Below are 21,738 nucleotides of genomic sequence, written 5' to 3' on the forward strand. Positions count from 1 at the left end.
AGAAGAGGAGAATTGATATATGAACTCGACAAACACGTGGACGGAAAAAGTATGCGGCATGACCTGGGGGTGGACCGGCGTACGGGGCTCCTGGACGGGACCCGAGGCGGAATTCTCCATGGAACGCATGGCGGACATGAACGTGAATTGGGTGGCCATTGCGCTGTCTGCCGTGCAGGCAACGCCGCAGTCGACGGAAATCCCGTTCCGGGAGGAGCCGACGGTGACGGATGATGAGGTTCGATGGGCCATCCGCAAGGCGAAGAGCCTGGGCCTCAAGGTGTGCTTGAAGCCGGTCGTGAATGTGGCGAACGGAACATGGCGAGCCCACATTAACTTCTTCGACGAGGAGGTTCCCGGTGAACCGAGCTGGGCCGAATGGTTCCGCTCCTATGGGGAATTCATTCGCCATTATGCCGAAATCGCGGAGGAAGAGCACTGCGAGATGCTGTGCGTGGGCTGCGAGATGGTGCAGGCCGACAAGCGGGATGCGGAGTGGCGGGCCCTGATCGGGGACGTAAGAAGCGTCTACGGTGGGCTGGTGACGTATAACTGCGACAAATATCAGGAGGAGCGCGTGGGTTGGTGGGATGCGGTAGATATCATCTCCTCCAGCGGCTATTATCCGATCGACCAGTGGGAGGAGCAGCTGGACCGGATCGAAGGCACGGTCCGCCGATGGAACAAGCCGTTCTTCTTCATGGAAGCCGGCTGCCCGAGCCGCGAGGGATCCCCGGCCCGCCCGAACGATTGGTCGCTGCCCGGCGGCCCGTCGGAGGAGGAGCAGCGGCGGTATTATGAAGCAATGTTCGCGGCCTGCGCCAAGCGGGATTGGATGCAGGGGTACATGCTGTGGGATTGGCCGGCAAAGCTGTACGGCCTGGAGGAAGCCTCCCTGAACGATGATTATTGCATGTACGGCAAGTTGGCCGAGGAGACGGTAAAGACATTTTATGCTGCGGGAATTCGGGTTTAGATTGTTATCGGCTGGACTTACCGGGTTCGCCAGGTAGCTGAGCTTAAGAATATAGGGTTGGTATCGCACCGCTTGCTTCTTTAGACGCGCGGTGCGATTTTGCTATAGTTAAGGAGATATTCTGGAACCTAACAAGAAAATGATATGTTAGCATAATTTATGACAATAAAAACAAAAACACTTCATTTGTTTTGGGCGTGTTAGCGATTATTATTTGGGATGTAAGCGATATCAGTAAGCGCTTCATGAGAAAACAGGAAGCGTAATACATTCATAGTACAGGGGGAAGACGAAATGAAAAAAAGATTCACGATGGCACTGCTTCTGCTCTTAACCGTATCATCCATTTTGGCCGCCTGCGGAGGAAATAAAACGAATAATGCAGGCACTGAGACGCCGCCGAGCAATAACGCAGGCAGCGAGCCGACCGAGGCATCAGACAAAACGGAGCTTGGCGGCAAGCTGAAGGTGCTGACGCACCGAACCGACCTGGTGAATGACGGCACGCTGGACAAATACGTGGAAGCATTCAAAGCAAAATATCCGAAGGCCGAAATTGAATTCGAAGGATTGACGAACTATGCGACGGATATTCAGGTCCGTCTGACCACGGGAGAAGCCGGCGACGTGCTGATGATTCCGACAGGCCTTGCCACCTCGGAGTACAGCAAGTATTTTGAACCGCTGCCGGATGCGATGTTTGAGGATGTCTATTTTGCGGACAATACCCTCTTCGAAGGGAAACGCTATGGGATCTCCACGGGCGTGAATACGCAAGGGATTGTGTATAACAAGAAAGCATTCGAGGCAGCGGGCGTTGACAAAGTGCCAACCACGCTGGATGAGCTCTACGGGGCTGCGGAGAAGCTGAAAGCGGCGGACATCATTCCGCTGTACATGAACTTCGGGGCTCAATGGACGATGGGCAACTGGGCGGATAACTCCGCATGGTACGTGAACGGGGATCCGCAGTTTGCCTCGAAGCAGGTAGCCGAGGAAGCGCCGTTCCAGGTGGATAATGCTTGGGGAATCCTTGCGAATATTGGACGCACCTTCGTGCAGAATGAATGGGTAGAGAAAGACCTGTACACGAACAACTGGGAGATTTCGAAGGGCGAAGTGGCTTCCGGCAAAGCGGCGATGTACTTCCTGGGCAACTGGGTAATCCCGCAGGTGATCGGCGCAGGAGCAGCTTCGGAGGATATCGGCTTCTTCCCGCTCCCGTATGATAATAGCGGCAAGTACAACGCACCGCTCGGTTCGGATTATTTCATCGCCGTCAGCAAAGACAGCAAGAACAAAGAGCTTGCCACGGCTTGGGTCGATTTCTTCGTGAAGGAATCCGGCTATGTGGAAGATTCCGGCTTCATGCCGATCATCAAGTCGGCAGAGTCCTCCATATCGCAGCTCGCCGAATTCCAATCGTTCAATCCGACGTTGATCGAGAGTGAAGCGACCGATCCGAAGTTTAACGAGATCGCGAACAAGGCACAAATCGGTATCGGTACCGGCGATTATGTTCAAGAATATATTGTGGCAGACGATCTGCAGGCTGCGTTCGACAAGCTGAATGCGAAGTGGAAGGAAGCCAAAACCGCACTGGGCTATTAATCTGGAGGAACCAACAGGTTCAGCCGTAGTGCTGCTCGAGCGGCCTTATCCTGAGGTGATCAGGATAAGGCCGCTTCGTTACGAGTATAGATGGATTGAAGGAGAGCGGATATATGAAGAGGATATTGTTGCTGGGCGATTCCATCCGGGAGGGATATGAGCCTTATGTTAGAGAAAGGCTGGCGGGCCTTGCAGAAGTCGTGGCACCGGCGGAGAACGGGCGCTTCTCGTTTTATACGCTGTGAAGGCGCTTGTGCCGATGGGCATTACGATTCATGATCTGAATGCCAGGGTCAAAGAGGATCTGAGCGGTTATTTGTCGGATGACCGCCTTCACTTGAATCAGGAAGGATACCGGATGTGCGCCGACCCGGTGGTGGAGATGCTCGGTCGCTATCTGTGACGTTTGGGCCAGGCCAATGAGCCTTAAGGCGCGAATCTATGGAATCTTTACCAAAAATGGCATAAGTCTATTATAGGTTCTAACAAATTTGTTACATCCTACTTGCGTTATGACGATATTATAGAATAATATGAAGGGGCGCGGCTTTCATAGAGGGGACCCGCGCTTTTTTGCTATCTAACTTGCCTGGACACCTTCTTATCGGAAGCCCCCCCTGTAAGAGAGTGTTATGACGCGGAAGGCCGGCATGCCTTAAGGGTCTACAGGCTTGGGATGCGCATTTTCATATTTTCCATGTATAATAGAAGAAATCATTCAAATAGGAGCTAGGAAATGAAAAAGCTAGGAAGAAACGATCTATGTCACTGCGGAAGCGGGAAAAAGTACAAAAGATGTTGTCTTGAAAGAGATGAACGCACGGTATACGGTAAAGTCATCCAGTTCCCTGGTGCGAGAGCAGCAGAGCCTAAGCTACAGGTCGATCAATTGCGGCAGATGATTAACGACAAGCTGGGATGGATGGACTGGAACGCTGATGAGCATCGTGAGCTTGCAGAGTCTGTGTTTCCTCAAATCTGCCGGGATTACGAATTGCAGGATGATCAGCAGCTGTTTCAAGTGTTCAGCCTTCTGATGGTCTGGAACAGCTTCTCCCGGGAAGCCAATCCGAAGTACCGCAAACAGGGCGGATATGCAAGTGCGTTAGAATATATAGTAACTTCATCGCTTAACATTTCAACAACGAAGTCTGATATCGCGAAGAAGCATGAGGTTTCCGTTGCTACATTGACCCGCAATAGCGGTCAGATTCAAGATTTCATGGATGGCGTAGCTGCATCCGGCGACGACGCGAACGTCGAGGATGAGGAATCCGATAGCGAAGTGGACAAGGACTTGTCCTTGGGACGCTAGCACTGCCAAAGTGAGGCTCCATAGTATGAGTGCGGCATTTGCGCATTCGGTTTCATAGCTGTGACCGCTCCCAAACGGAGCGGTCATTTTGCGTTAATCACCCAGTCGAATTCAAAGATGTTTATACAAGTTAATCCTATGTGGTGGATTAATCAGTTTGTGATATGATTTAAAAGAGAAACGGTATTCAACGACAATAAGTTGGAGGTTGTGGCTATGACAAAGGATAAACAATTAACCAAACTTATTAGGCTGACTGGCGAAAGAGCAAGACTTGAGGCCAAAGTAAACGAATCTTATGTTGTATATAAAGATGATTTTGGCAAACTGGTAAGGGAGTATTCTAATGGGGAGAAGGAATATGTCTCGGGAAAAGACAGTTGAACCAACAACGATGTTTGTTTTTGCCGGAAACAACGGGAGTGGGAAGAGTACGATTCGTAATCTCATCATCGACCGAATTGGGGTGAGTGTAAATATTGATCCCGATGCACTGGCTAGGCGTCTGAGCCCGGAGCAACCTGAATCAGCCCGCGTTTCAGCAGGAAAAGAGGCAATAAAATTAGCTCGAGAATGCCTACAATTTCAACGGGATTTCTCCATAGAAACGACGCTCTCGGGTGGGTACGCCATTAGGCTTATGAAGGAAGCAAAAGCAAATGGTTTCCAGGTCACCATGTTTTATGTAGGCCTTGGTGATCCAAATCTTAATGTTGAACGAGTAGCCGGCAGAGTTCGTAATGGGGGTCACCACATCCCTGCCAAATATATCATGCATCGGCATCTTTCTTCTATGCAAAATCTTCTCCAATACTTGGGCCTGGTTGATCATCTACTAGTGATAGATAATAGCGCACTAAGTGGAGAAATTGTTCTGGAAGCAGAATTCGGAATAATTAAGCATAGGGAAATTAATTTGCCGAATTGGGTTTTACCTATCGTTAATCAACTGAAAGCGTTGGAAAATTAAATCAAAAAAATTGTACTAAACAAATACCATACGCTCAAGCCGCTCCCATTCAAACGGAGCGGTCATTTTGCGTTAATCCATAAACCGGCGTTTCCGTAAGGCTGCTATCCGGAGTTAGGCTGAAGCTTTGCGTGAACCCGTCAGCAGCCAGCCCAATGAAATGCCGTATAACAGATGACCGGCCAGCCAGAATAGGAGGGCAGCGAGGACAGTTAATTCCGGCGTACGGTTCGACAAAACGGTAGTCGGATACAGGAGAAGTCCTACGGCCAGACAGACCAAGGAAACCCAAGACAAACTTCGCCCCCGAGGCCAGTTCTTTGATTTCAGAAAGATGGCTAGAAGAATGCTCAGCAGGACGGAGATGACGAGGTGCAGCGCAAACTCGATCAGTTCAGGAAGCTTCAGCTCCTTCAGAACGGGCACGTAATCGACGTTCAGGAGCAGCGTATAGACCTTCAGCGTGGTGATATGCTCGATGATCTTGAGGAACAGCCCAAGAAGAATGCCCGCCGTGATGCCTGCCCAGACCGATCCGTTCAACCTGAATATACTCCACATGAACGACGCCCCCTTTTTTTTGTTCATTGTATAATACCTGTCGATCCGATGTGAAACGAATATTCGCAGTACAACATGGAACGAATTGAGCGAGTACGAGGGCAGGCGGATAAAGGTGAATCCCCCATTCCGCTCTTCCTGAAGCCGCCTGGCGAGGTGAGGAAGAGCTGGCTCTCCTCCGGCGAAGAAAGCAAACCTTGAAGGCTGCCGGCAGCTCAGCTATGCAAGAGCCATCGGCTTAACGTGCAACCCAGTCTTGTTTAGAAATTGTATAGTTCGGTCCTATATTCTAGTTCTATAGACTTATACAGCTGGAGTGATAGGATGACAGACGAGTATTTTGACGAGATGCGCAAGTTCGGCCACGAGGATGAGATGAGGTACCGGATATTGATGCGAGGGGTAAAGAACCTGCTGGAACAGAGAAAACGTGAAAAGTCCAAGCTGTTCAAAGTACTCCCGCATCGCCAAAGGAAAAAAGACCTGCGTGTAGGTAAATGGTCATGATGTATCGATAACGGAGCAGTTGTGAGCAATGGCAGACAATCCATGTTTTAGACTTATTCCAAATACAGTGACTGCCCTGATGGCTAGGGCGGTCTTTCTTTGTGTCGGCAAGTTTCCAGAACGCACGTTGTCGGTTGTTGTTTTCAAAAATGATCGATGAGTTAAAGCCGATACACTTATTCAGTCTCTCCGCCGTTCCGGCTGCCCTCATGTCTTGGTTTGCAAAGACCTGTTTTAGATAATAGCACCATACTGCGAGAATAGCCCAAATAAAAAAAGCCGGCTCCTCCCGCTTGAATGCGGAAGGGAGCCGGCTTAATTACATGTATGCTACACTGGTGCAAGTTCAGGGGCGGGTGGCGTAGTTGGTTGTTTTGGTTCCGCTGGTTCTTGCTTGACGGCTGAAGGCCTGCGCATGCCTTTTCCGCGCGGGACGCACATCGGGGTCCCGTACAACGGATCCGGAATAATCTCGCACGGCAGTTGGAACACGGTTTGCATCAGCTCGGAATTAATGATTTCTCCCGGTGCGCCCTTGGCCTTGATGCTTCCGTCGCGAATGGCGACGATATGATCGGCATAGCGGCAGGCCAGATTGATATCATGCAGCACCATGACAATGGTCCGTTGCTCTTGAACATTTAATTCATACAGCAGATCGAGCACTTCGATCTGGTGGGTTAAATCCAGATAGGTGGTCGGTTCATCAAGCAAAATGAGCGGCGTCTCTTGTGCCAGCGTCATCGCGATCCAAGCCCGCTGGCGTTGGCCGCCGGATAACGAGTCAACCGTACGGTCAGCCAGTTCAGTCAAACCTGTGGATGCCAGCGCCGCCGCGACGGCTTCCTCATCCTCGCGCGACCATTGACGAAGCCAGCTCTGGTACGGATAGCGTCCTTGCTTTACCAGCTGCATCACTGTCAATCCTTCCGGGGCGGTAGGTCCCTGAGGCAAAATTGCGAGCTTACGCGCCACGTCCTTCGTGGACAAGCTTGCGATATCGGCTCCATTCAGTACAACCGAGCCACGCTGCGGTTTCAGCAGCCTGGCCATGGAGCGCAGCAAAGTGGACTTGCCGCAGCCGTTGCTGCCGATAAATACGGTGATTTTACCTATTGGCACGGTTAAATCCAGATTTTCGAATATAAAGTCTCCCCCATAGGACAGACCCAATCCCTTTGCTTCCAGCGTATTCATGACGCCAGCTCCTTTCGGTTCTAGAATCGATTGCGGTTACGATACAGCAAGTAGAGGAAGAACGGCGCGCCGATCGCGGCGGTGAATACACCTGCCGGCACGTCTCGCGGCAGAAATGCCGTCCGTGCTACCAGGTCGGCGACAAGCAGTAGAATCGCACCGATCAGGGCGCTGACCGGCAGTACGCTTCCGAAGTTGGGGCCTACCAGCCTGCGGGCCATATGGGGTGCCATCAGTCCGATGAAGGCGATGGCGCCGCCGATCGAGATGGCAGCTCCGGCCAGAGCTACACTGAGTCCGATTAGGATCAGACGCTGCTTCTGAACCTGCGCGCCTGTGCTGCTGGCAACGTCGTCTCCTAAGGCTTGAATGTTCACATTGCGGGCCTGCAGCCAGGTAAGCGGTAGAAGTACGGCTACCCAAGGCAGCAGGGTCATAACGTCCTTATCCCAGGACATACCGTAAATGCTGCCTGCCATAAAAGTAAGGGAGCGGTCAGCCAGTTGCAGCGGTCCGGATATGATCAGCATGTAGGAGATCGATTTGATGGCAGCCGATACTCCGATCCCGATTAGGACGAGCCGCAGCGGCGATACGCCATTTTTCCAGGCGAGCACGTACAATAGACCGGTAATGAAAAAGGCACCAAGGATGGCGAATAGCGGCATCCAATGGATCGATACGGTGCCCGTAAATATGAAGATGAAGAGAACCGCCCCAAGCGATGCTCCCTCCGTTATGCCGATGACATCGGGGGAGGCCAGGGGATTGCGGATGACGCCCTGCAGAATAGCCCCCGCCACCGCGAGAGCGGCGCCGATCAGCACGGCGATAATAATTCGAGGCAGCCTTAGCTGCATGACGATGACCTGCTCCATGGGCGGAGCATCGCCGAACAATGCCTTTATGACATGAAGCGGCGAAACAAACTGGCTTCCCGTTCCTGTGCTAATAATCATGGCGGCGATGCAAAGCACGAATAGGATCAGGCATACCCATAGTGTTCTTCTCTCCAGCATAAACGATACTTTCGCGTTCCTGGAGCGGAATATGCGGTGTTTACTCATTGTGCTCGTCTTCCTTTCCTGGCTATGTACACGAAGAACGGCACGCCGATGATTGCGGTCATCACGCCAACCGGGACTTCCTTCGGCATGGCAATATATCGGGAACCGAGATCGGCCGTCACCAGCAGAAGTGCGCCCAGCACCGCGCTGTAAGGCAGAATCCAGCGATAATCATTTCCTATTAAATACCGAACGATATGCGGGATGATGATTCCGACGAATGCGATGGGTCCAGCAGCGGCAACGGAACCTCCAGCCAGCAATATAACGGCCGCTGCCGCTAACAGCTTAATGAGGGCTGTTTTTTGCCCAAGGCTCTGGGCGATGTCGTCACCCATGGAGAGGGCGTTCAGATGACGGCCCAGCAGGAGTGCAGCCAGCATGCCAACGGTCATGTACGGCCACACGGCTGCGAGTTGGTTCAAATCGCGTCCGGCTACCGAACCGACCAGCCATACCAGCACCTGGTCGAACATTTTGCCATCGGAGAGCATCAATCCCTGCGTCAGGGAATGGAAGAAGGCGGCTATGGAGGCACCCGCGAGGGTGATTTTTACCGGCGTCATGCCGTCCCTGCCGATGCTGCCCAGGAAAAACACAATACCGCCGCTTACCGCGGCTCCGATCAGCGCGACCCAGGTTAGGGATTGGAGTCCGCTGATGCCCAGCCAACCCGCCGACATAATAATGAAGAAGGCCGCACCGGAGTTTACGCCCAGCGTGCTGGGCGATGCAATCGGATTGCGCGTGATGACTTGCATGAGCGCACCCGCAACAGCGAGGGATGCTCCTACGGCAAGCGCAATGAGCGCCCGGGGCAGTCTTGCTGTGAGAATGATCAGATGCTCGTTGCTCCCGTTGAAGTGAGTGAACGATTCCCATACCTGATGAAGAGGTATGTTCGTTACTCCAAATGCGATGCTGCCCATGACGGCAGCAGCCAGCGCCAATAGCGATATGAATAGTCCGAATACGCGCATATATACTCACTTTCTTAAGTCCATGAATAATTAAGTTCATATGAATTTTAGGTGAAGGGACCCCATCTGTCAATGAGCTTGATAATCATTCTCATAAATATCTTGATATTTTTCATGAAACCCTTTATAGTTTTGAATCAGTGATTGATAATGATTTTCAAGTAGAGGGATATGACACAAGGGGGATTTAGATAGGAATGGGAAAAAAAGTGGCACATAAACCAACGAGAGGCCTCAAGTTTAGCTTGCTGGCTCTGATCATGATCGTGATTCTTGCCGGGTGCGGAGCAAGCCCCGCAAAAGAAAATGCAAACAACGGGGGCAGCGACACAACGAATACCGCAGAGGGCAACAGCGGCGCTGCAGCCGGCGGCGAATCGTATGAAGTTACGCATGCCATGGGGACGGAGACGATCAAGGGAACGCCTCAAAAGGTTGTCGTCCTTACGAACGAAGGAACCGAGGCGCTTCTCGCATTGGGCGTGAAGCCTGTGGGTGCCGTTAGATCCTGGACAGGCGACCCATGGTATCCGCATATTAAAGACCAGATGGAAGGCGTTACCGTTGTCGGGGAAGAGAGCCAGCCGAACATCGAGCTGATCGCCGGCCTGCAGCCGGACCTGATTATCGGCAACAAGATGCGTCAGGAGAAAGTATACGAGCAATTGAAGGCGATCGCGCCGACTGTTTTTGCTGAGGATCTTCGCGGCGAGTGGCAGAACAATTTTGAGCTGTATGCCAAAGCGCTGAGCAAGGTATCCGAAGGCGAAGAGCTATTGGCTGCATACGACAAGCGGATTCAGGATTTCAAAGAGAAGGCTGGAAGCAAGCTGGATGAGACCGTCTCCGTGGTCCGTTTCATGGCTGGCAAGACGCGCGTGTACCATACCAATACCTTCTCGGGCGTTATTTTCGATAAAATCGGCATTGCCCGCAACGATATGACCAAGAACGCCAAGGACGATTTCGTTGACGAGATCACGAAGGAGCGTTTACCTGAGGTAGAAGCAGACAGACTGTTCTACTTCACTTATGAAACCGGGGATGGCGGAGCCAACCAAACCGAGCAGGAATGGATCAACGATCCGCTGTGGAAAAACCTGAACGTCGTCAAGAACGGCCAGGCCCACAAAGTGGATGATGCCATCTGGAATACAGCAGGCGGCATCCTGGCAGCGAATCTGATGATTGACCAGCTTCAGGAGTTTTACGGCATTCAGTAATGAATGAAGACGAATGCAGCAGGCTAGTATTGTCGTATAGCGGATGATGCTAGGAAAAAGCAAAAAAAGGAGGCATCCCTCAAGATCTAAGATCTTTTGGAATGCCTCCTTTTTTGTATCGCAGCGTGGATAGTATCGCAGCGTGGATAGTATCGCCGCGTAGGCAGTATCGCTGCGTCGGCAGCAAAGCAGCGTCGCTAGCGACGCGCGTAGGTAGTACCACTACGTTGGCAATCACAGCCTAGCCAACATCGTCGCATTGCAGCGTGGTCAGCACAGCCAACATCGCCGACCGCATAACAGCGTCGGCAGCATCGCCGCTATGCTGCGTGGCCAGTATCGCTGCGTGTGCAGCACCACCGCCTCACCGCTTATGTAGCTACGTGCACACCACTCACCGGCACAGCTTTGTGAGCTCCGTTCTTCGTACCGCTTCCCCCTGACCTGTTAACGGACACCAGTTCCCTTATTTTCCTGATTCGGGCCCAATTCTTAAATCTAACGGACACAGGATCCCTTATTACCGCAATAAGGTGCCTATTTGCCATCATATTCTAGAAATAACGTATCTGGGGTCCGTTAGCACTCGAAAATTACGCCTTTTCAGCTAAATAACGTATCCTCAGTCCGTTTGCCTCGAGTAAGTCTCACTAAGACTAGTAGCCGCATCAAGATCAGTAATAACACCATGCCCAGCAGTACCACCAAGCCCAGCAGTACCACCAAGCCCAGCAGTAGCTCCAATACAGCAGTAGCAACAATACCAGCAGTAGCTCCAATAATAGCAGGCAGCACCAAGCCCAGCAGTAGCACCAATACAGCAGTAGCACCAATACAGAGTAGCATCAATACCAGCAGTAGCACTAAGACCAGCAGTAGCCTAGAAGTAGCATCAATCCCAGTAGTTAGCACCAAGGCCACCTGTTAACGGACACCAGTTCCCTTATTTGCCTGATTCGCCTCCGATTCCTAAACTTAACGGACACAGGATCCCTTATTACCTCAATAAGGTGCCTATTTGTCATCATATTCTATGAATAACGTATCTGGTGTCCGTTAGCTCTCGAAAATTACGCCTTTTCAGTTAAATAACGTATCCTCAGTCCGCTTGCCCCCCGAGCAGTAGCACCAAGATAAGTAGTCACACCAAGTTCAGGGGGAGCACCAATCCCAGCAGTAGCTCCAATACAGCAGTAGCCCCAATACAGCAGTAGCATCAATACCAGCAGTAGCATCAATACCAGCAGTAGCACCAAGATCAGCAGTAGCCTCAATACCTGCAGTTAGTAACAAGGCCACCTGTTAACGGACACCAGATCCCTTATTTGCCTGATTTGGTCCCGATTCTTAAATCTAACGGACACAGGATCCCTTATTACCGCAATAAGGTGCCTATTTGCCATCATATTCTAGAAATAACGTATCTGGGGTCCGTTAGCACTCGAAAATTACGCCTTTTCAGCTAAATAACGTATCCTCAGTCCGTTTGCCTCGAGCAAGTCGCACTAAAACTAGTAGTCGCATCAAGACCAGTACCACCAAGCCCAGCAGTACCACCAAGCCCAGCAGTAGTTCCAATACAGCAGTAGCAACAATACCAGCAGTAGCTCCAATAATAGCAGGCAGCACCAAGCCCAGCAGTAGCACCAATACAGCAGTAGCACCAATACAGCAGTAGCACCAATCCCAGCAGTAGCACCAAATACCAGCAGTAGCATCAATACCAGCAGTAGCACCAAGATCAGCAGTAGCATCAAGCCCAGCAGTCGTACCAAAACCAGTTAGTAGCACCAAGATCAGCAGTAGCACCAAGATCAGCAGTAGCACCAATCCCAGCAGTAGCACCAATACCAGCAGTAGCACCAAGATTAGCAGTCGCGCCAAGCCCAGCAGTAGCATCAATACCAGAAGTAGCACCAAGATCAGGAGTAGCCTAGAAGTAGCCTTAACGGACACCAGATCCCTTATTTGCCTGATTTGGTCCCGATTCTTAAATCTAACGGACACAGGATCTCTTATTACCGCAAAAAGGTGCCTATTTACCATCATATTCTAGAAATAGCGTATCTGGTGTCCGTGAGCTCTCGAAAATTGCGCCTTTTCAGCTAAATAACGTATCCTCAGTCCGCTTGCCCTCGAGCAGTAGCATCAATACCAGCAGTAGCACCAATCCCAGTAGCATCAATCCCAGTAGCATCAATCCCAGTCGCACCAATCCCAGCAGTCGCACCAATCCCAGCAGTCGCACCAAGCCCAGCAGTAGCACCAATCCCAGCAGCAGCTACATACTCTGTGTTCACCCAGTTTCTACCTCTAAACCATAGCTACTCTGAGTTACCCGGTCCCTACATCGATCATAATCGACAGCCATCCACGCATACCCCCGGGAACCGAACCACCCATGTTCTCCCTGAAATAACGCTTTTGCTTCACTTCACCTTGTTACGAAATCTTCACCACGATTTCCGCTCCGGCAACATAGGTCATTGCTTTCATGTAATCCGGGTCTTGGGCGCGTTGTTCCATCTCCTCGGGCGTCAGGTCCTCCATTCGCGTCTGAATCCACCATAAGTTGCCGAACGGGTCCCGTACCCGTCCCACCCGGTCGCCGAAGAACAAACTCGTTGGCTCCGTCACCGAGACGGCTCCTGCGGTGAGCGCTTGCTGGTAAGCAGCATCGCAATCCTCAACATATAAGCGGAGGTACGCCGGGCTATCCGGCCATTCCGGCTTCGCGTCAAACATCATGACGACGGCATCCCCGATTCGCACCTCGGCATGGCCGATGACACCATCGCCAACATAGACGCGGGCTAACTCTTCGGCTTGAAAAGCCTGCTCCAGGAATTCAATCAGCGCTGCGGAGTTTCTTGAGATAATCCATGGTGTCACGGAGGTGTAGCCATCCGGAATGGGGTTAACCGCTTTTGATGGGTTCGTCATAAAAAAACTCGCTCCTTTAAACTTCATTTTTTTGAATAACGTTTATGTACTCATTATGTAGGGGAATACATGACAACCAAGTGTCAGTGTTTCTGAAACAAGTGCCGGTTAGCCGGCGTTTTTTATTCGCGAAAGACCTCTGCCACCGTACAACATCATGATCCACCGATCACGGAAGATTTCGCTCGTGGGGTTCTGTCCGCGAACCGTTAACGTTTGACAGCATCTACAAACCTATGTACAGTATTAGACAAAAGAATAGGAAGTCCACTAGGGGAGCCGTTAGCGGCTGAGACAAGAGCGTATCTTGGACCCTTTGAACCTGATCTAGTTCGTACTAGCGTAGGAAAGTGGAGCCTTCGTATATAAGGTCTTGGTGCGTTTTTGGCGCACTCGGGCTTGTTGACGAAGCCGCTCCAGTTTTCGGGGCGGCTTTTTAGCGTTGCCTGGAAAGTCGTGTCTTATGGACTTCCTGCTCTTCAATATGTTGGAGGTGGGGACAAAAATGAGTTTTACGCAAGAGCTCCGTCAGCAGGCGGGAGGCATTTTTCAAGCAATCTTCGATCATCCCTTTGTAAAAGGCATTGCCGAGGGAAAACTGGCGCGGGAACAACTGATCCACTATGTGAAGCAGGATTTTGAGTATTTGAACGCCTACATGCGAATTTACGGCATCGCCATATCCAAATCGACCAGCCGGGAAGAGATCGCGACCTTTAACGAACAAATCTCATTCATCCTGCATAGCGAGGTGCATCCGCATCAGAATTTTTGCGCAGCCGCCGGGGTGACTTACGAAGAGCTTCAAGGCTATCCGCTGGCTCCGTCCGCTCATCACTATATCCGTCATATGCTTACAGTGGCGCATGAGGGCAGTCTGGGCGAGATTATGGCCGTACTGCTGCCTTGCCCGTGGACCTACCTGGAGATTGGCCGCAAGCTGCTGGATGAAGTGAAGCCGGATGAATCCCATCCGTTCTACGACTGGATTTATTTCTACGGCAACCGGGGGGAAGACGCGACAGCCAAGTTCTGCAGCCGTGTCGATGAATGGGCGGAGCGTGCGACGGCAGCCGAGCGAGAACGGATGAAGGAGCATTTTATGCTGAGCTGCCAGCTGGAGTATATGTTTTGGGATATGGCTTATAAGCAGGAGGAATGGCCGGTGCCGCTGCAGGCTGCGGTGCTGTAAGGAGACCTAACTAGCTCATAAATTCCAATATAGCGAAGAGAGGCTGATTCATATGCATACATGGGAAAATGAAGTTTCGGCGCTTTTAACAAAGGTACGGCAGACGAGCCCCCTCGTTCACAACATGACGAACGTGGTGGTTACGAATTTTACGGCTAACGGCTTGTACGCGCTGGGCGCGTCGCCGGTCATGGCTTACGCGCCGGAGGAAGTGGCGGATATGGCCGCCATCGCAGGCGCGCTCGTATTGAACATCGGCACGCTGAACCGCGAGCTTGTGGATGCGATGATCATAGCCGGACAATCGGCGAACGCACACGGCGTGCCGGTCCTGCTGGACCCGGTCGGTGCGGGAGCGACCCGTTTTCGGACGGAGTCGGCACTGCGGATTCTAAGCGAAGTGAAGGTATCGCTCGTGCGCGGGAATGCGGCTGAAGTCGCTCACCTTGTCGGGGAGGCCCGCGAGATCAAAGGCGTAGACGCTGGCAACAGCACGGGCAGTGATCATGCCGAGCTGGCCGTGCGGGCTGCGCGCGAAGTAGGCACGATCGTGGCCATTACCGGTGAAGAGGACGTGATTACCGATGGAATCGAAGTACGTATCATTACCGGCGGGGATGCTCTGCTCACGAAGGTGACCGGCGCAGGGTGCCTGCTGACCTCGGTGCTGGGTGCCTTTGCCGCAGTGGAAGCAAACCTGCTGCTTGCCGGTACGGCGGGCCTGGCCTTCTACGGGGCCGCGGCGGCGAGAGCTGCAGAGCGAACCGCGGACCAGGGACCGGGAAGCTTCCAGATTGCTTTCCTGGATGAGCTGGCAAAGCTTCATCCGGGCTCGCTGGAGGGCTATGCCGCTGTTCGGGAAGCGGAAGCGTCCACTGCAGGTGGCGCACGATGAGCAGCAAGTCTCACGTTCCTCGGGCACTGACGATTGCGGGGTCTGACAGCGGCGGCGGTGCCGGCATTCAGGCTGATCTGAAAACCTTCCAGGAGCTCGGCGTATACGGCATGTCAGCGATTACGGCGATCACGGTGCAGAACACATTGGGGGTTCACGGCGTTTATCCGCTGCCTCCCGAAGCAGCTGCGGAGCAGATTGAAGCGGTTGGCTCGGACCTCGGAGTCGATGCATTGAAGACAGGCATGCTGTTCAATGCCGAGATCATTCGCCTGGCTGCTGACCGGATCCGGGCATTCGGCTGGGAGAAGGTCGTTGTGGATCCCGTGATGATCGCCAAGGGCGGAGCAGAGCTGCTGCAAAGCGAAGCAGTGCAGGCTTTAAGAGAGGATTTGCTGCCGCTGGCGTTAATTGTCACCCCCAATATACCGGAGGCCGAAGTATTGGCGGGGATGCGTATCCGCACGAAGGAAGATCGGAAGGAAGCGGCGAGACGTATCCAGGATCTGGGGCCCAAGATCGTTGTGATCAAAGGCGGTCATGACGAGGGAATGACCCGCGGCGGTGAAGTTGCGGATCACGAAAGAGACAGGGGATCAGCTATGGCGGCGGGTACCCAGCAGGAAGAGTTGTCTCAGTCCGAAAGTACGTATCGCCAAACAAGAACCGCCAGCCATAACGGGGAGTTTTATGAGGGACGCTCCCCCATGATCAAGAACGATGACAGATTCGGTAATCCCGACAGTCCTCCAGTCATGGACCTCGTATACGATGGTATCGCCTTTACAGAATTATATGGACAAAGAATTCATACCGTTCATACGCATGGTACCGGCTGTACTTTCTCTGCCGCGATTACCGCAGGCCTGGCCAAAGGCTTGAGCGCATTCGATGCCATTCAGAACGGGCGCATATTCATCCAGGCGGCCATTGAGGACGGCTTAAACCTGGGACAGGGACACGGCCCAACGAATCATTGGGCGTATCGTCGCCGCCATCAGGAGGTGCTGCGATGACGGGCAGAGTGACACCCGAGATGATGAGGCAGCATCTACGGATGTACCTCGTACTTGGCAGCGTGAATTGCATCGTCGAGCCAAGCCGGGTCGTGCAGGATGCATTGGCCGGCGGCACGACCATGGTCCAGTTCCGCGAGAAGGGACAGGGCGCACTTGTTGGCGAGCCGATGATCCGGCTGGCTCGCCGGATCCAGGATCAGTGCCGCCAAGCGGGCGTACCCTTCATCGTCAATGATGATGTGGAGCTGGCACTGAAGCTGAACGCCGACGGCGTGCACATCGGCCAGGATGATGAATCTGCGGCTTCGGTACGTGAGCGGATCGGCAATCGGATACTGGGCGTCTCGGCCCATTCTGTTGAGGAAGCCAGGCGCGCCATTCTCCACGGCGCCGATTATCTTGGTATCGGCCCGATCTATCCGACCCGCTCGAAGGATGATGCCAAGGCTGCGCAAGGCCCAGCGATCCTTCGAGAAATGCGCGAAGCTGGCATCCACCTGCCGATTGTTGGGATTGGCGGGATTACCGTGGAGCGCGTGGAGGAAGTGATGGGGGCGGGTGCGGATGGCGTCGCCGTGATATCCGCCGTGACGGGAGCGGAGTCGGCGCGAGAGGCTGTGGAGGCTTTTATAGGAAAGATACGCTGTGCAACCGAATGAATTTTTTAAAATGTAAGAGGGTCATGATAAGGATCATGAACAAGAGTGTCGAATTTCTTCGGCACTCTTTTTTTGTTTACGTCAGATTTTATATTACTGTATATGTTCAGCTTATCCCTCAACATGCCATTCTTTGGGTCCATTCTCGCGTTCCATACCAGATCAGATTGCCATAGCGACCCGGATATGATATACGTAGGACAATGTACCTGCTCCACGAATAGTGAGCTCTCCAAATAAGTTGAATAGGAGATCGGAATGAATAATAGGCAAAAAGAGATTTTTCGTAATTTATTAATGGAACCGAACCGGCTGTGGCTCGTTCAGGATCTGGCGGATCAGACCGAGTGCTCGGAGAAGACGATCCGAAACGATCTGAAGGTGATTGAAGAATATATAGTTCAGCACTCCAGTGGCCATCTGGTGAAAAGGCCGGGACTTGGCGTTTATCTGGAGATCGGAGAAGCGGATCAGGCTGATTTATTCCACCGCTTGTATTCCAACGAGCGTACCACCGAGGATGAATCCGACGAGGAAAGGGTGCTGCACCTGGCCTATCGGCTCTTGATGAACGCGAAGCCCGTAACCCTGCAGAACCTGGCTTCGCCGTTTTACGTGAACAAGGCAATTATCCGTCGGGATATGGAAAAGATTGGGGACTGGCTGCGCAGCTTTGATCTGAGCTTAATGACGAAACAGCGTGTAGGTTTCATGATTGAGGGCACGGAGAAGAACAAACGGATGGCGCTGGCGCGGTTGAACCAACTGATCAACCGTCCGGAGTTGACGGGACAGATGATGCGTAATCAGTATGAACCGCATGAGATTGCAACCGTATACAATGAGTTGAAGGCGTTGCAAAAGCAGCATCAGCTCCGCTTTACCGATGAAACCTTTGAAAGCCTGATGCTGCATATTCTGCTCATGGTCAAACGGACCAAGCTGGGACAGCCGATTTCGCTCTCCGAGCAGGACATGGCCTTTTTGGAGAACAAAGCGGAATTTGAATGGGCGATAGACTTTTTGAGGCAGCTGCAAAAGCTGTTCGCTGTACCTTTTTCCAAGGAAGAAACCGCATATCTAACCCTGCACCTGCTTGGAGGGAAGTTCCGATACACGCAGGAGGACGGAGGCGCTGGGCGGAGCGATCTGGCAGACAGCCACCCTCTGCTGCCCCAATTGGTTGAACAACTGATTCGGCGGATGTCGGAGCTGAATATGATCCCTTTTTCCAAGGACCAGGTATTATTGAACGGGTTGAAAGTGCATTTGTACACGACCATGAACCGTCTCCATTACGGTCTGGCTGTGTCCAATCCAATGCTGGCTGAGATCAAAAAGATGTATCCCTATATGTTCGATCGGGTCATCATGGCACTGGAAGAGGTAGGGGGAGCGCTCCATCTGCACTTTCCCGAAGAGGAAGCCGCATATTTGACGCTGCACTTTCAGGCGTCTGTGGAACGGCTTCACCAGAATGAAAGCCACCCTCAGAAGGTCATTATTGTGTGTCATATGGGCGTTGGGATGTCCCAATTGCTTCTCGCGAAGGTGGAACGGAGATTCCCGTCCGTGCATGTGGAGGCAACGATGTCGAGAGCGGAAGTGCAGGATTATCTGGCTGCTCATGAGGTGGATCTTGTCATTACGACCGTTGATCTGCCCGAGCTAAAATCACCACATATCCTTGTTTCCCCTTTGCTCGAGGCCAGTGACGAGCGGAAGCTGGAGCAAGCGATCCGGCGGATCGATGAGCCGGACAGCAGGACGGCTGAGGAATCGGTCTTTTTGAAATATACAACTCCTTTTCTGGTCTTTCCTCGGCAGGAGGTAAAGCGTCCAGAACAGTTAATCGCCAAGTTTGCGCAAATGCTGGAGGACAAAGGGTATGTCGAGGCAGGGTATACGGAAAGTGTGCTGGATCGTGAGCATATGTCTGCTACGACGATTGGGGGTGGCATTGCCATCCCTCATGGCAGCGCGGAGCGGGTTAAACAGTCCTGCATCGTTGTTGTGACTTTGAAGCAGCCGATTCCCTGGGGAACCGAGAAGGTAGAGCTTGTGTTCTTGCTTGCGATTAAACATGATGAGCTGAAAGAGATGCGGCAGCTATTCAGAGAATTGTCGCTGATCAGTGAGCAGCCGGCTTTGGTCAGTGCGTTGACTAAGGAGACGGATGTGATGCGATTGCTGAGTACGTTGAAAGGGTAACATTCGTATTAGAAACCGTGAAGATGAAGCAGGACGGTATACGTCCTGCTTTTTACATTTTTTTGGGATCCTTACAAAGTAATTGGAATAAGCATCGCAGCATAGGCTCCGCTATGTGGGGATATTTTATTGCGAAATAAACCTGTTTTTCCGGAAGTTCCGGTAAAAAGTTCATCCGATAACAGCGTTTTCAGCGTGTACACTATAAATGTAAGCGGGAACATGACAGCAAAGGAGAATGACGATCATGAAATTATTAGCGATTACTTCATGTCCTAACGGAATTGCACATACGTATATGGCCGCTGAGAATCTGCAGAAGGCAGGCGCTAAGCTTGGCGTTGAGTTGAAGGTTGAGACCCAAGGTTCCATTGGCGTGGAGAACCAATTCACGGAGCAGGATATCCGCGAAGCCGATGGCATTATTATCGCGGCGGATAAGACGGTGGTAAAGGACCGGTTTGTGGGTAAAAAACTGCTTGTCGTTGGTGTGCAGGATGGTATCCGTCGTCCAGAAGAGCTGATCCAACGGATGATGAAAGGGGATGTGCCTGTCTATCAAGCACAGTCCAAGTCTGCTGCTGAAGATATGACAGGAGAGAACAAACCTAAACAAAATCCGGTCTACCGTCACTTGATGAACGGCGTATCCTATATGGTACCGTTTATCGTAATCGGTGGACTGCTCATTGCAATCGCACTGACGATGGGCGGCGTAAAGACGCCGGGTGGGCTGGTTATACCGGAAGGTTCGATCTGGAAAACGATTGAGAGTATCGGCGCGGCTGCGTTTACCTTCATGGTTCCGATCCTTGCAGGTTTTATCGCCATGAGTATTGCGGACAGGCCGGGTCTTGCACCAGGTATGGTCGGCGGGTTCATTGCTGCCAACGGCAGCTTTTATGGAAGTGAAGCGGGAGCTGGATTTATCGGGGGGATTATTGCCGGTTTCCTGGCGGGTTATGTTGCACTTGCTATTAAAAGGATCAAGGTTCCTCGCTCGCTGCAGCCGATTATGCCCATTATCGTTATCCCTGTACTGGCTTCACTAGTTGTAGGGTTAATCTTCGTCTTTGTGATTGGTGCTCCCGTTGCGGATCTGTTTGAAGCGTTAACCGTCTGGCTAGCAGGAATGCAAGGTACAAGTTCGATTCTGCTCGCGCTTATTCTGGGCGCGATGATTTCATTTGACATGGGGGGTCCCGTGAATAAGGTTGCGTTCCTGTTCGGTTCGGCCATGATCGGTGAAGGAAATTATGTGATTATGGGCCAAATTGCCGTTGCCATCTGTGTTCCTCCGATTGCCATGGGACTGGCAGCAATGATTAACAAAAAGAAGTTTACACCTGCGGAACGTGAAGCTGGAAAGGCAACATTTACGATGGGACTGTTCGGTATTACCGAAGGAGCGATTCCATTCGCGGCGCAAGATCCTCTACGCGTCATTCCGAGCATCATGGTCGGTTCGATGACGGGTTCGGTGATTGCCATGTTTGGCAGTGTCGGTGACAGCGTAGCCCATGGCGGCCCGATTGTAGCCGTGCTCGGTGCCGTTGATCATGTGTTGATGTTCTTCCTCGCTGTCATTGTCGGTGCAGCCGTATCGGTTATCATGGTGAGTCTGCTCAAGAAAGACGTTTCAGCTGTGACTCCGGCAGTTGTTGGAGAAGGAGCGATAGAGGTTCCTGCCGAAGCAGGTGGGGCGTCCGTAGTAAATGTGGATGCACCCTTGGCTGCGGACTCAGCCGAAGCGGCTCCAACCGTAATGAATAACGGTACAGCAACGGAAGTTTCTGCTATCCGCGTCGAGAAATTGACGGATATTGTTACACCGGATCTCATTAACCTGAATCTGGTCGGAACGACACAGGATGCGGTTATCGACGAAATGATCGGTGTATTGGAGCGGAATGGGGCGATAAGAGCGGGCGGAGATTTTAAACAGGCCATATTAGCCCGGGAACAAGAAAGCTCCACAGGCATCGGCATGAATATTGCGATTCCTCACGGTAAATCGGATGCTGTCCTGAAACCAAGCGTGGTCTTTGGTATCCAGCAGGATGGTGTAGACTGGAAGAGTCTTGACGGCAGCGAAGCCAAACTGATCTTTATGATTGCCGTGCCGCGTAATAGCAAGCAGAATGCGCATTTAAAAGTGCTGCAAATGTTGTCCCGCAAGCTTATGGACGATGATTTCAGAGAAGCGCTCTTGGCGGTGACAACGAAGGAAGAGGCCTATCAATTGCTTGATCAGGTGCATTAATTCAAGATGCTAAAGTGACTCCACCTAGCCATTGGTTGGTGGGCAAAAGTAGCCAAGGAGCTTGGCTTATCGCAGAAGGATAGTGGCTGATCTATTGGAGATAATCCTGCCGTTATCTCATCATATTAGGGATTTATGAAGCGATTCCA

Annotated in this window: 22 protein-coding genes and 1 riboswitch; of the genes, 15 read left to right on the forward strand and 7 right to left on the reverse strand. The window is 52.0% G+C overall.

All coding sequences use genetic code 11. From position 1 onward, the window contains the following. Positions 1 to 19: 19 nt before the first annotated feature. From MKX98_RS06060 to MKX98_RS06090, 7 genes are all read left to right on the forward strand, one after another. Complete coding sequence (locus MKX98_RS06060; RefSeq protein WP_220686401.1) at positions 20 to 976, forward strand: 1,4-beta-xylanase; 957 nt, start codon at positions 20 to 22, stop codon at positions 974 to 976. Between the two features lie 294 nt (positions 977 to 1,270). Continuing rightward, complete coding sequence (locus MKX98_RS06065; RefSeq protein ID WP_339222055.1) at positions 1,271 to 2,587, forward strand: extracellular solute-binding protein; 1,317 nt, start codon at positions 1,271 to 1,273, stop codon at positions 2,585 to 2,587. Between the two features lie 113 nt (positions 2,588 to 2,700). Continuing rightward, positions 2,701 to 2,832 (forward strand): hypothetical protein, encoded by a 132-nt coding sequence (locus MKX98_RS06070; RefSeq protein ID WP_259445447.1) that lies wholly within the window; start codon positions 2,701 to 2,703, stop codon positions 2,830 to 2,832. Beyond that, positions 2,829 to 2,990, forward strand: a complete 162-nt coding sequence (locus MKX98_RS06075; RefSeq protein ID WP_339222057.1) for a hypothetical protein — start codon at positions 2,829 to 2,831, stop codon at positions 2,988 to 2,990. Before MKX98_RS06070 ends, MKX98_RS06075 begins: the two co-directional genes overlap by 4 nt. 333 nt (positions 2,991 to 3,323) lie before the next feature. After that, positions 3,324 to 3,902, forward strand: a complete 579-nt coding sequence (locus MKX98_RS06080) for an SEC-C domain-containing protein (RefSeq protein WP_071221327.1) — start codon at positions 3,324 to 3,326, stop codon at positions 3,900 to 3,902. Positions 3,903 to 4,118: 216 nt separating this feature from the next. After that, on the forward strand, positions 4,119 to 4,286 hold the full coding sequence (locus MKX98_RS06085; RefSeq protein WP_194541151.1) for a hypothetical protein: 168 nt from the start codon (positions 4,119 to 4,121) through the stop codon (positions 4,284 to 4,286). Then, the gene (locus MKX98_RS06090; protein ID WP_339222059.1) at positions 4,264 to 4,872 is read left to right on the forward strand and encodes a zeta toxin family protein; all 609 of its coding nucleotides are present in this window, start codon (positions 4,264 to 4,266) and stop codon (positions 4,870 to 4,872) included. Before MKX98_RS06085 ends, MKX98_RS06090 begins: the two co-directional genes overlap by 23 nt. A gap of 114 nt (positions 4,873 to 4,986) precedes the next feature. Here MKX98_RS06090 and MKX98_RS06095 read toward each other — a convergent pair whose 3' ends face one another. Next, positions 4,987 to 5,433 carry a hypothetical protein gene (locus MKX98_RS06095; protein ID WP_339222060.1) on the reverse strand — a complete coding sequence of 149 codons (447 nt, stop codon included), beginning with the start codon at positions 5,431 to 5,433 and terminating at the stop codon, positions 4,987 to 4,989. Positions 5,434 to 5,757: 324 nt separating this feature from the next. Between MKX98_RS06095 and MKX98_RS06100 the strand changes: the two genes are divergently transcribed. Continuing rightward, complete coding sequence (locus tag MKX98_RS06100) at positions 5,758 to 5,940, forward strand: hypothetical protein (protein ID WP_113060721.1); 183 nt, start codon at positions 5,758 to 5,760, stop codon at positions 5,938 to 5,940. A 330-nt stretch (positions 5,941 to 6,270) separates the two neighbouring features. Here the strand turns inward: MKX98_RS06100 and MKX98_RS06105 are convergent, their stop codons facing one another. The 3 genes from MKX98_RS06105 to MKX98_RS06115 are packed head-to-tail and all read right to left on the reverse strand — an operon-like array spanning position 6,271 to position 9,184. Continuing rightward, positions 6,271 to 7,137 carry an ABC transporter ATP-binding protein gene (locus tag MKX98_RS06105; RefSeq protein WP_339222062.1) on the reverse strand — a complete coding sequence of 289 codons (867 nt, stop codon included), beginning with the start codon at positions 7,135 to 7,137 and terminating at the stop codon, positions 6,271 to 6,273. Positions 7,138 to 7,157: 20 nt separating this feature from the next. Continuing rightward, positions 7,158 to 8,204: an iron ABC transporter permease gene (locus MKX98_RS06110; protein WP_194541169.1), complete on the reverse strand. Its 1,047-nt coding sequence runs from the start codon at positions 8,202 to 8,204 to the stop codon at positions 7,158 to 7,160. Next, on the reverse strand, positions 8,201 to 9,184 hold the full coding sequence (locus tag MKX98_RS06115) for an iron ABC transporter permease (protein WP_216533128.1): 984 nt from the start codon (positions 9,182 to 9,184) through the stop codon (positions 8,201 to 8,203). The genes MKX98_RS06110 and MKX98_RS06115 overlap by 4 nt, the downstream gene beginning before the upstream one ends. 197 nt (positions 9,185 to 9,381) lie before the next feature. Between MKX98_RS06115 and MKX98_RS06120 the strand changes: the two genes are divergently transcribed. After that, positions 9,382 to 10,407: an iron-siderophore ABC transporter substrate-binding protein gene (locus MKX98_RS06120; protein ID WP_339222065.1), complete on the forward strand. Its 1,026-nt coding sequence runs from the start codon at positions 9,382 to 9,384 to the stop codon at positions 10,405 to 10,407. A 603-nt stretch (positions 10,408 to 11,010) separates the two neighbouring features. Here the strand turns inward: MKX98_RS06120 and MKX98_RS06125 are convergent. The 3 genes from MKX98_RS06125 to MKX98_RS06135 form a co-directional block, all read right to left on the reverse strand. Next, positions 11,011 to 11,271 (reverse strand): hypothetical protein, encoded by a 261-nt coding sequence (locus tag MKX98_RS06125; RefSeq protein ID WP_339222067.1) that lies wholly within the window; start codon positions 11,269 to 11,271, stop codon positions 11,011 to 11,013. 594 nt (positions 11,272 to 11,865) lie between these two features. Then, entirely contained in the window at positions 11,866 to 12,270 is a 405-nt protein-coding gene (locus MKX98_RS06130; protein WP_339222069.1) for a hypothetical protein, read from the reverse strand. A 579-nt stretch (positions 12,271 to 12,849) separates the two neighbouring features. Then, positions 12,850 to 13,350: a VOC family protein gene (locus MKX98_RS06135; RefSeq protein ID WP_339222070.1), complete on the reverse strand. Its 501-nt coding sequence runs from the start codon at positions 13,348 to 13,350 to the stop codon at positions 12,850 to 12,852. 262 nt (positions 13,351 to 13,612) lie between these two features. Further along, a riboswitch (TPP riboswitch) is annotated at positions 13,613 to 13,716 on the forward strand. A gap of 139 nt (positions 13,717 to 13,855) precedes the next feature. On the opposite strand from MKX98_RS06135, the gene tenA reads away from it, so the two are divergent. The 6 genes from tenA to MKX98_RS06165 all read left to right on the forward strand — a co-directional run bounded on the left by tenA (position 13,856) and on the right by MKX98_RS06165 (position 21,589). After that, positions 13,856 to 14,542, forward strand: coding sequence for a thiaminase II (gene tenA / locus MKX98_RS06140; protein WP_220686393.1), 687 nt, complete (start codon positions 13,856 to 13,858; stop codon positions 14,540 to 14,542). 52 nt (positions 14,543 to 14,594) lie between these two features. After that, positions 14,595 to 15,437 carry a hydroxyethylthiazole kinase gene (gene thiM / locus MKX98_RS06145; protein ID WP_339222073.1) on the forward strand — a complete coding sequence of 281 codons (843 nt, stop codon included), beginning with the start codon at positions 14,595 to 14,597 and terminating at the stop codon, positions 15,435 to 15,437. Then, positions 15,434 to 16,453 (forward strand): bifunctional hydroxymethylpyrimidine kinase/phosphomethylpyrimidine kinase, encoded by a 1,020-nt coding sequence (gene thiD / locus MKX98_RS06150; protein ID WP_339222075.1) that lies wholly within the window; start codon positions 15,434 to 15,436, stop codon positions 16,451 to 16,453. Before thiM ends, thiD begins: the two co-directional genes overlap by 4 nt. Continuing rightward, positions 16,450 to 17,115, forward strand: a complete 666-nt coding sequence (gene thiE, locus MKX98_RS06155; RefSeq protein WP_339222077.1) for a thiamine phosphate synthase — start codon at positions 16,450 to 16,452, stop codon at positions 17,113 to 17,115. The genes thiD and thiE overlap by 4 nt, the downstream gene beginning before the upstream one ends. A 258-nt stretch (positions 17,116 to 17,373) precedes the next feature. Then, complete coding sequence (locus MKX98_RS06160) at positions 17,374 to 19,326, forward strand: BglG family transcription antiterminator (protein ID WP_339222079.1); 1,953 nt, start codon at positions 17,374 to 17,376, stop codon at positions 19,324 to 19,326. 247 nt (positions 19,327 to 19,573) lie between these two features. Next, entirely contained in the window at positions 19,574 to 21,589 is a 2,016-nt protein-coding gene (locus MKX98_RS06165; RefSeq protein ID WP_339222081.1) for a fructose-specific PTS transporter subunit EIIC, read from the forward strand. Positions 21,590 to 21,738: the final 149 nt, after the last annotated feature.

The organism is Paenibacillus sp. FSL W7-1332, from assembly GCF_037969785.1.
Taxonomy (GTDB): Bacteria; Bacillota; Bacilli; order Paenibacillales; family Paenibacillaceae; genus Paenibacillus_AQ.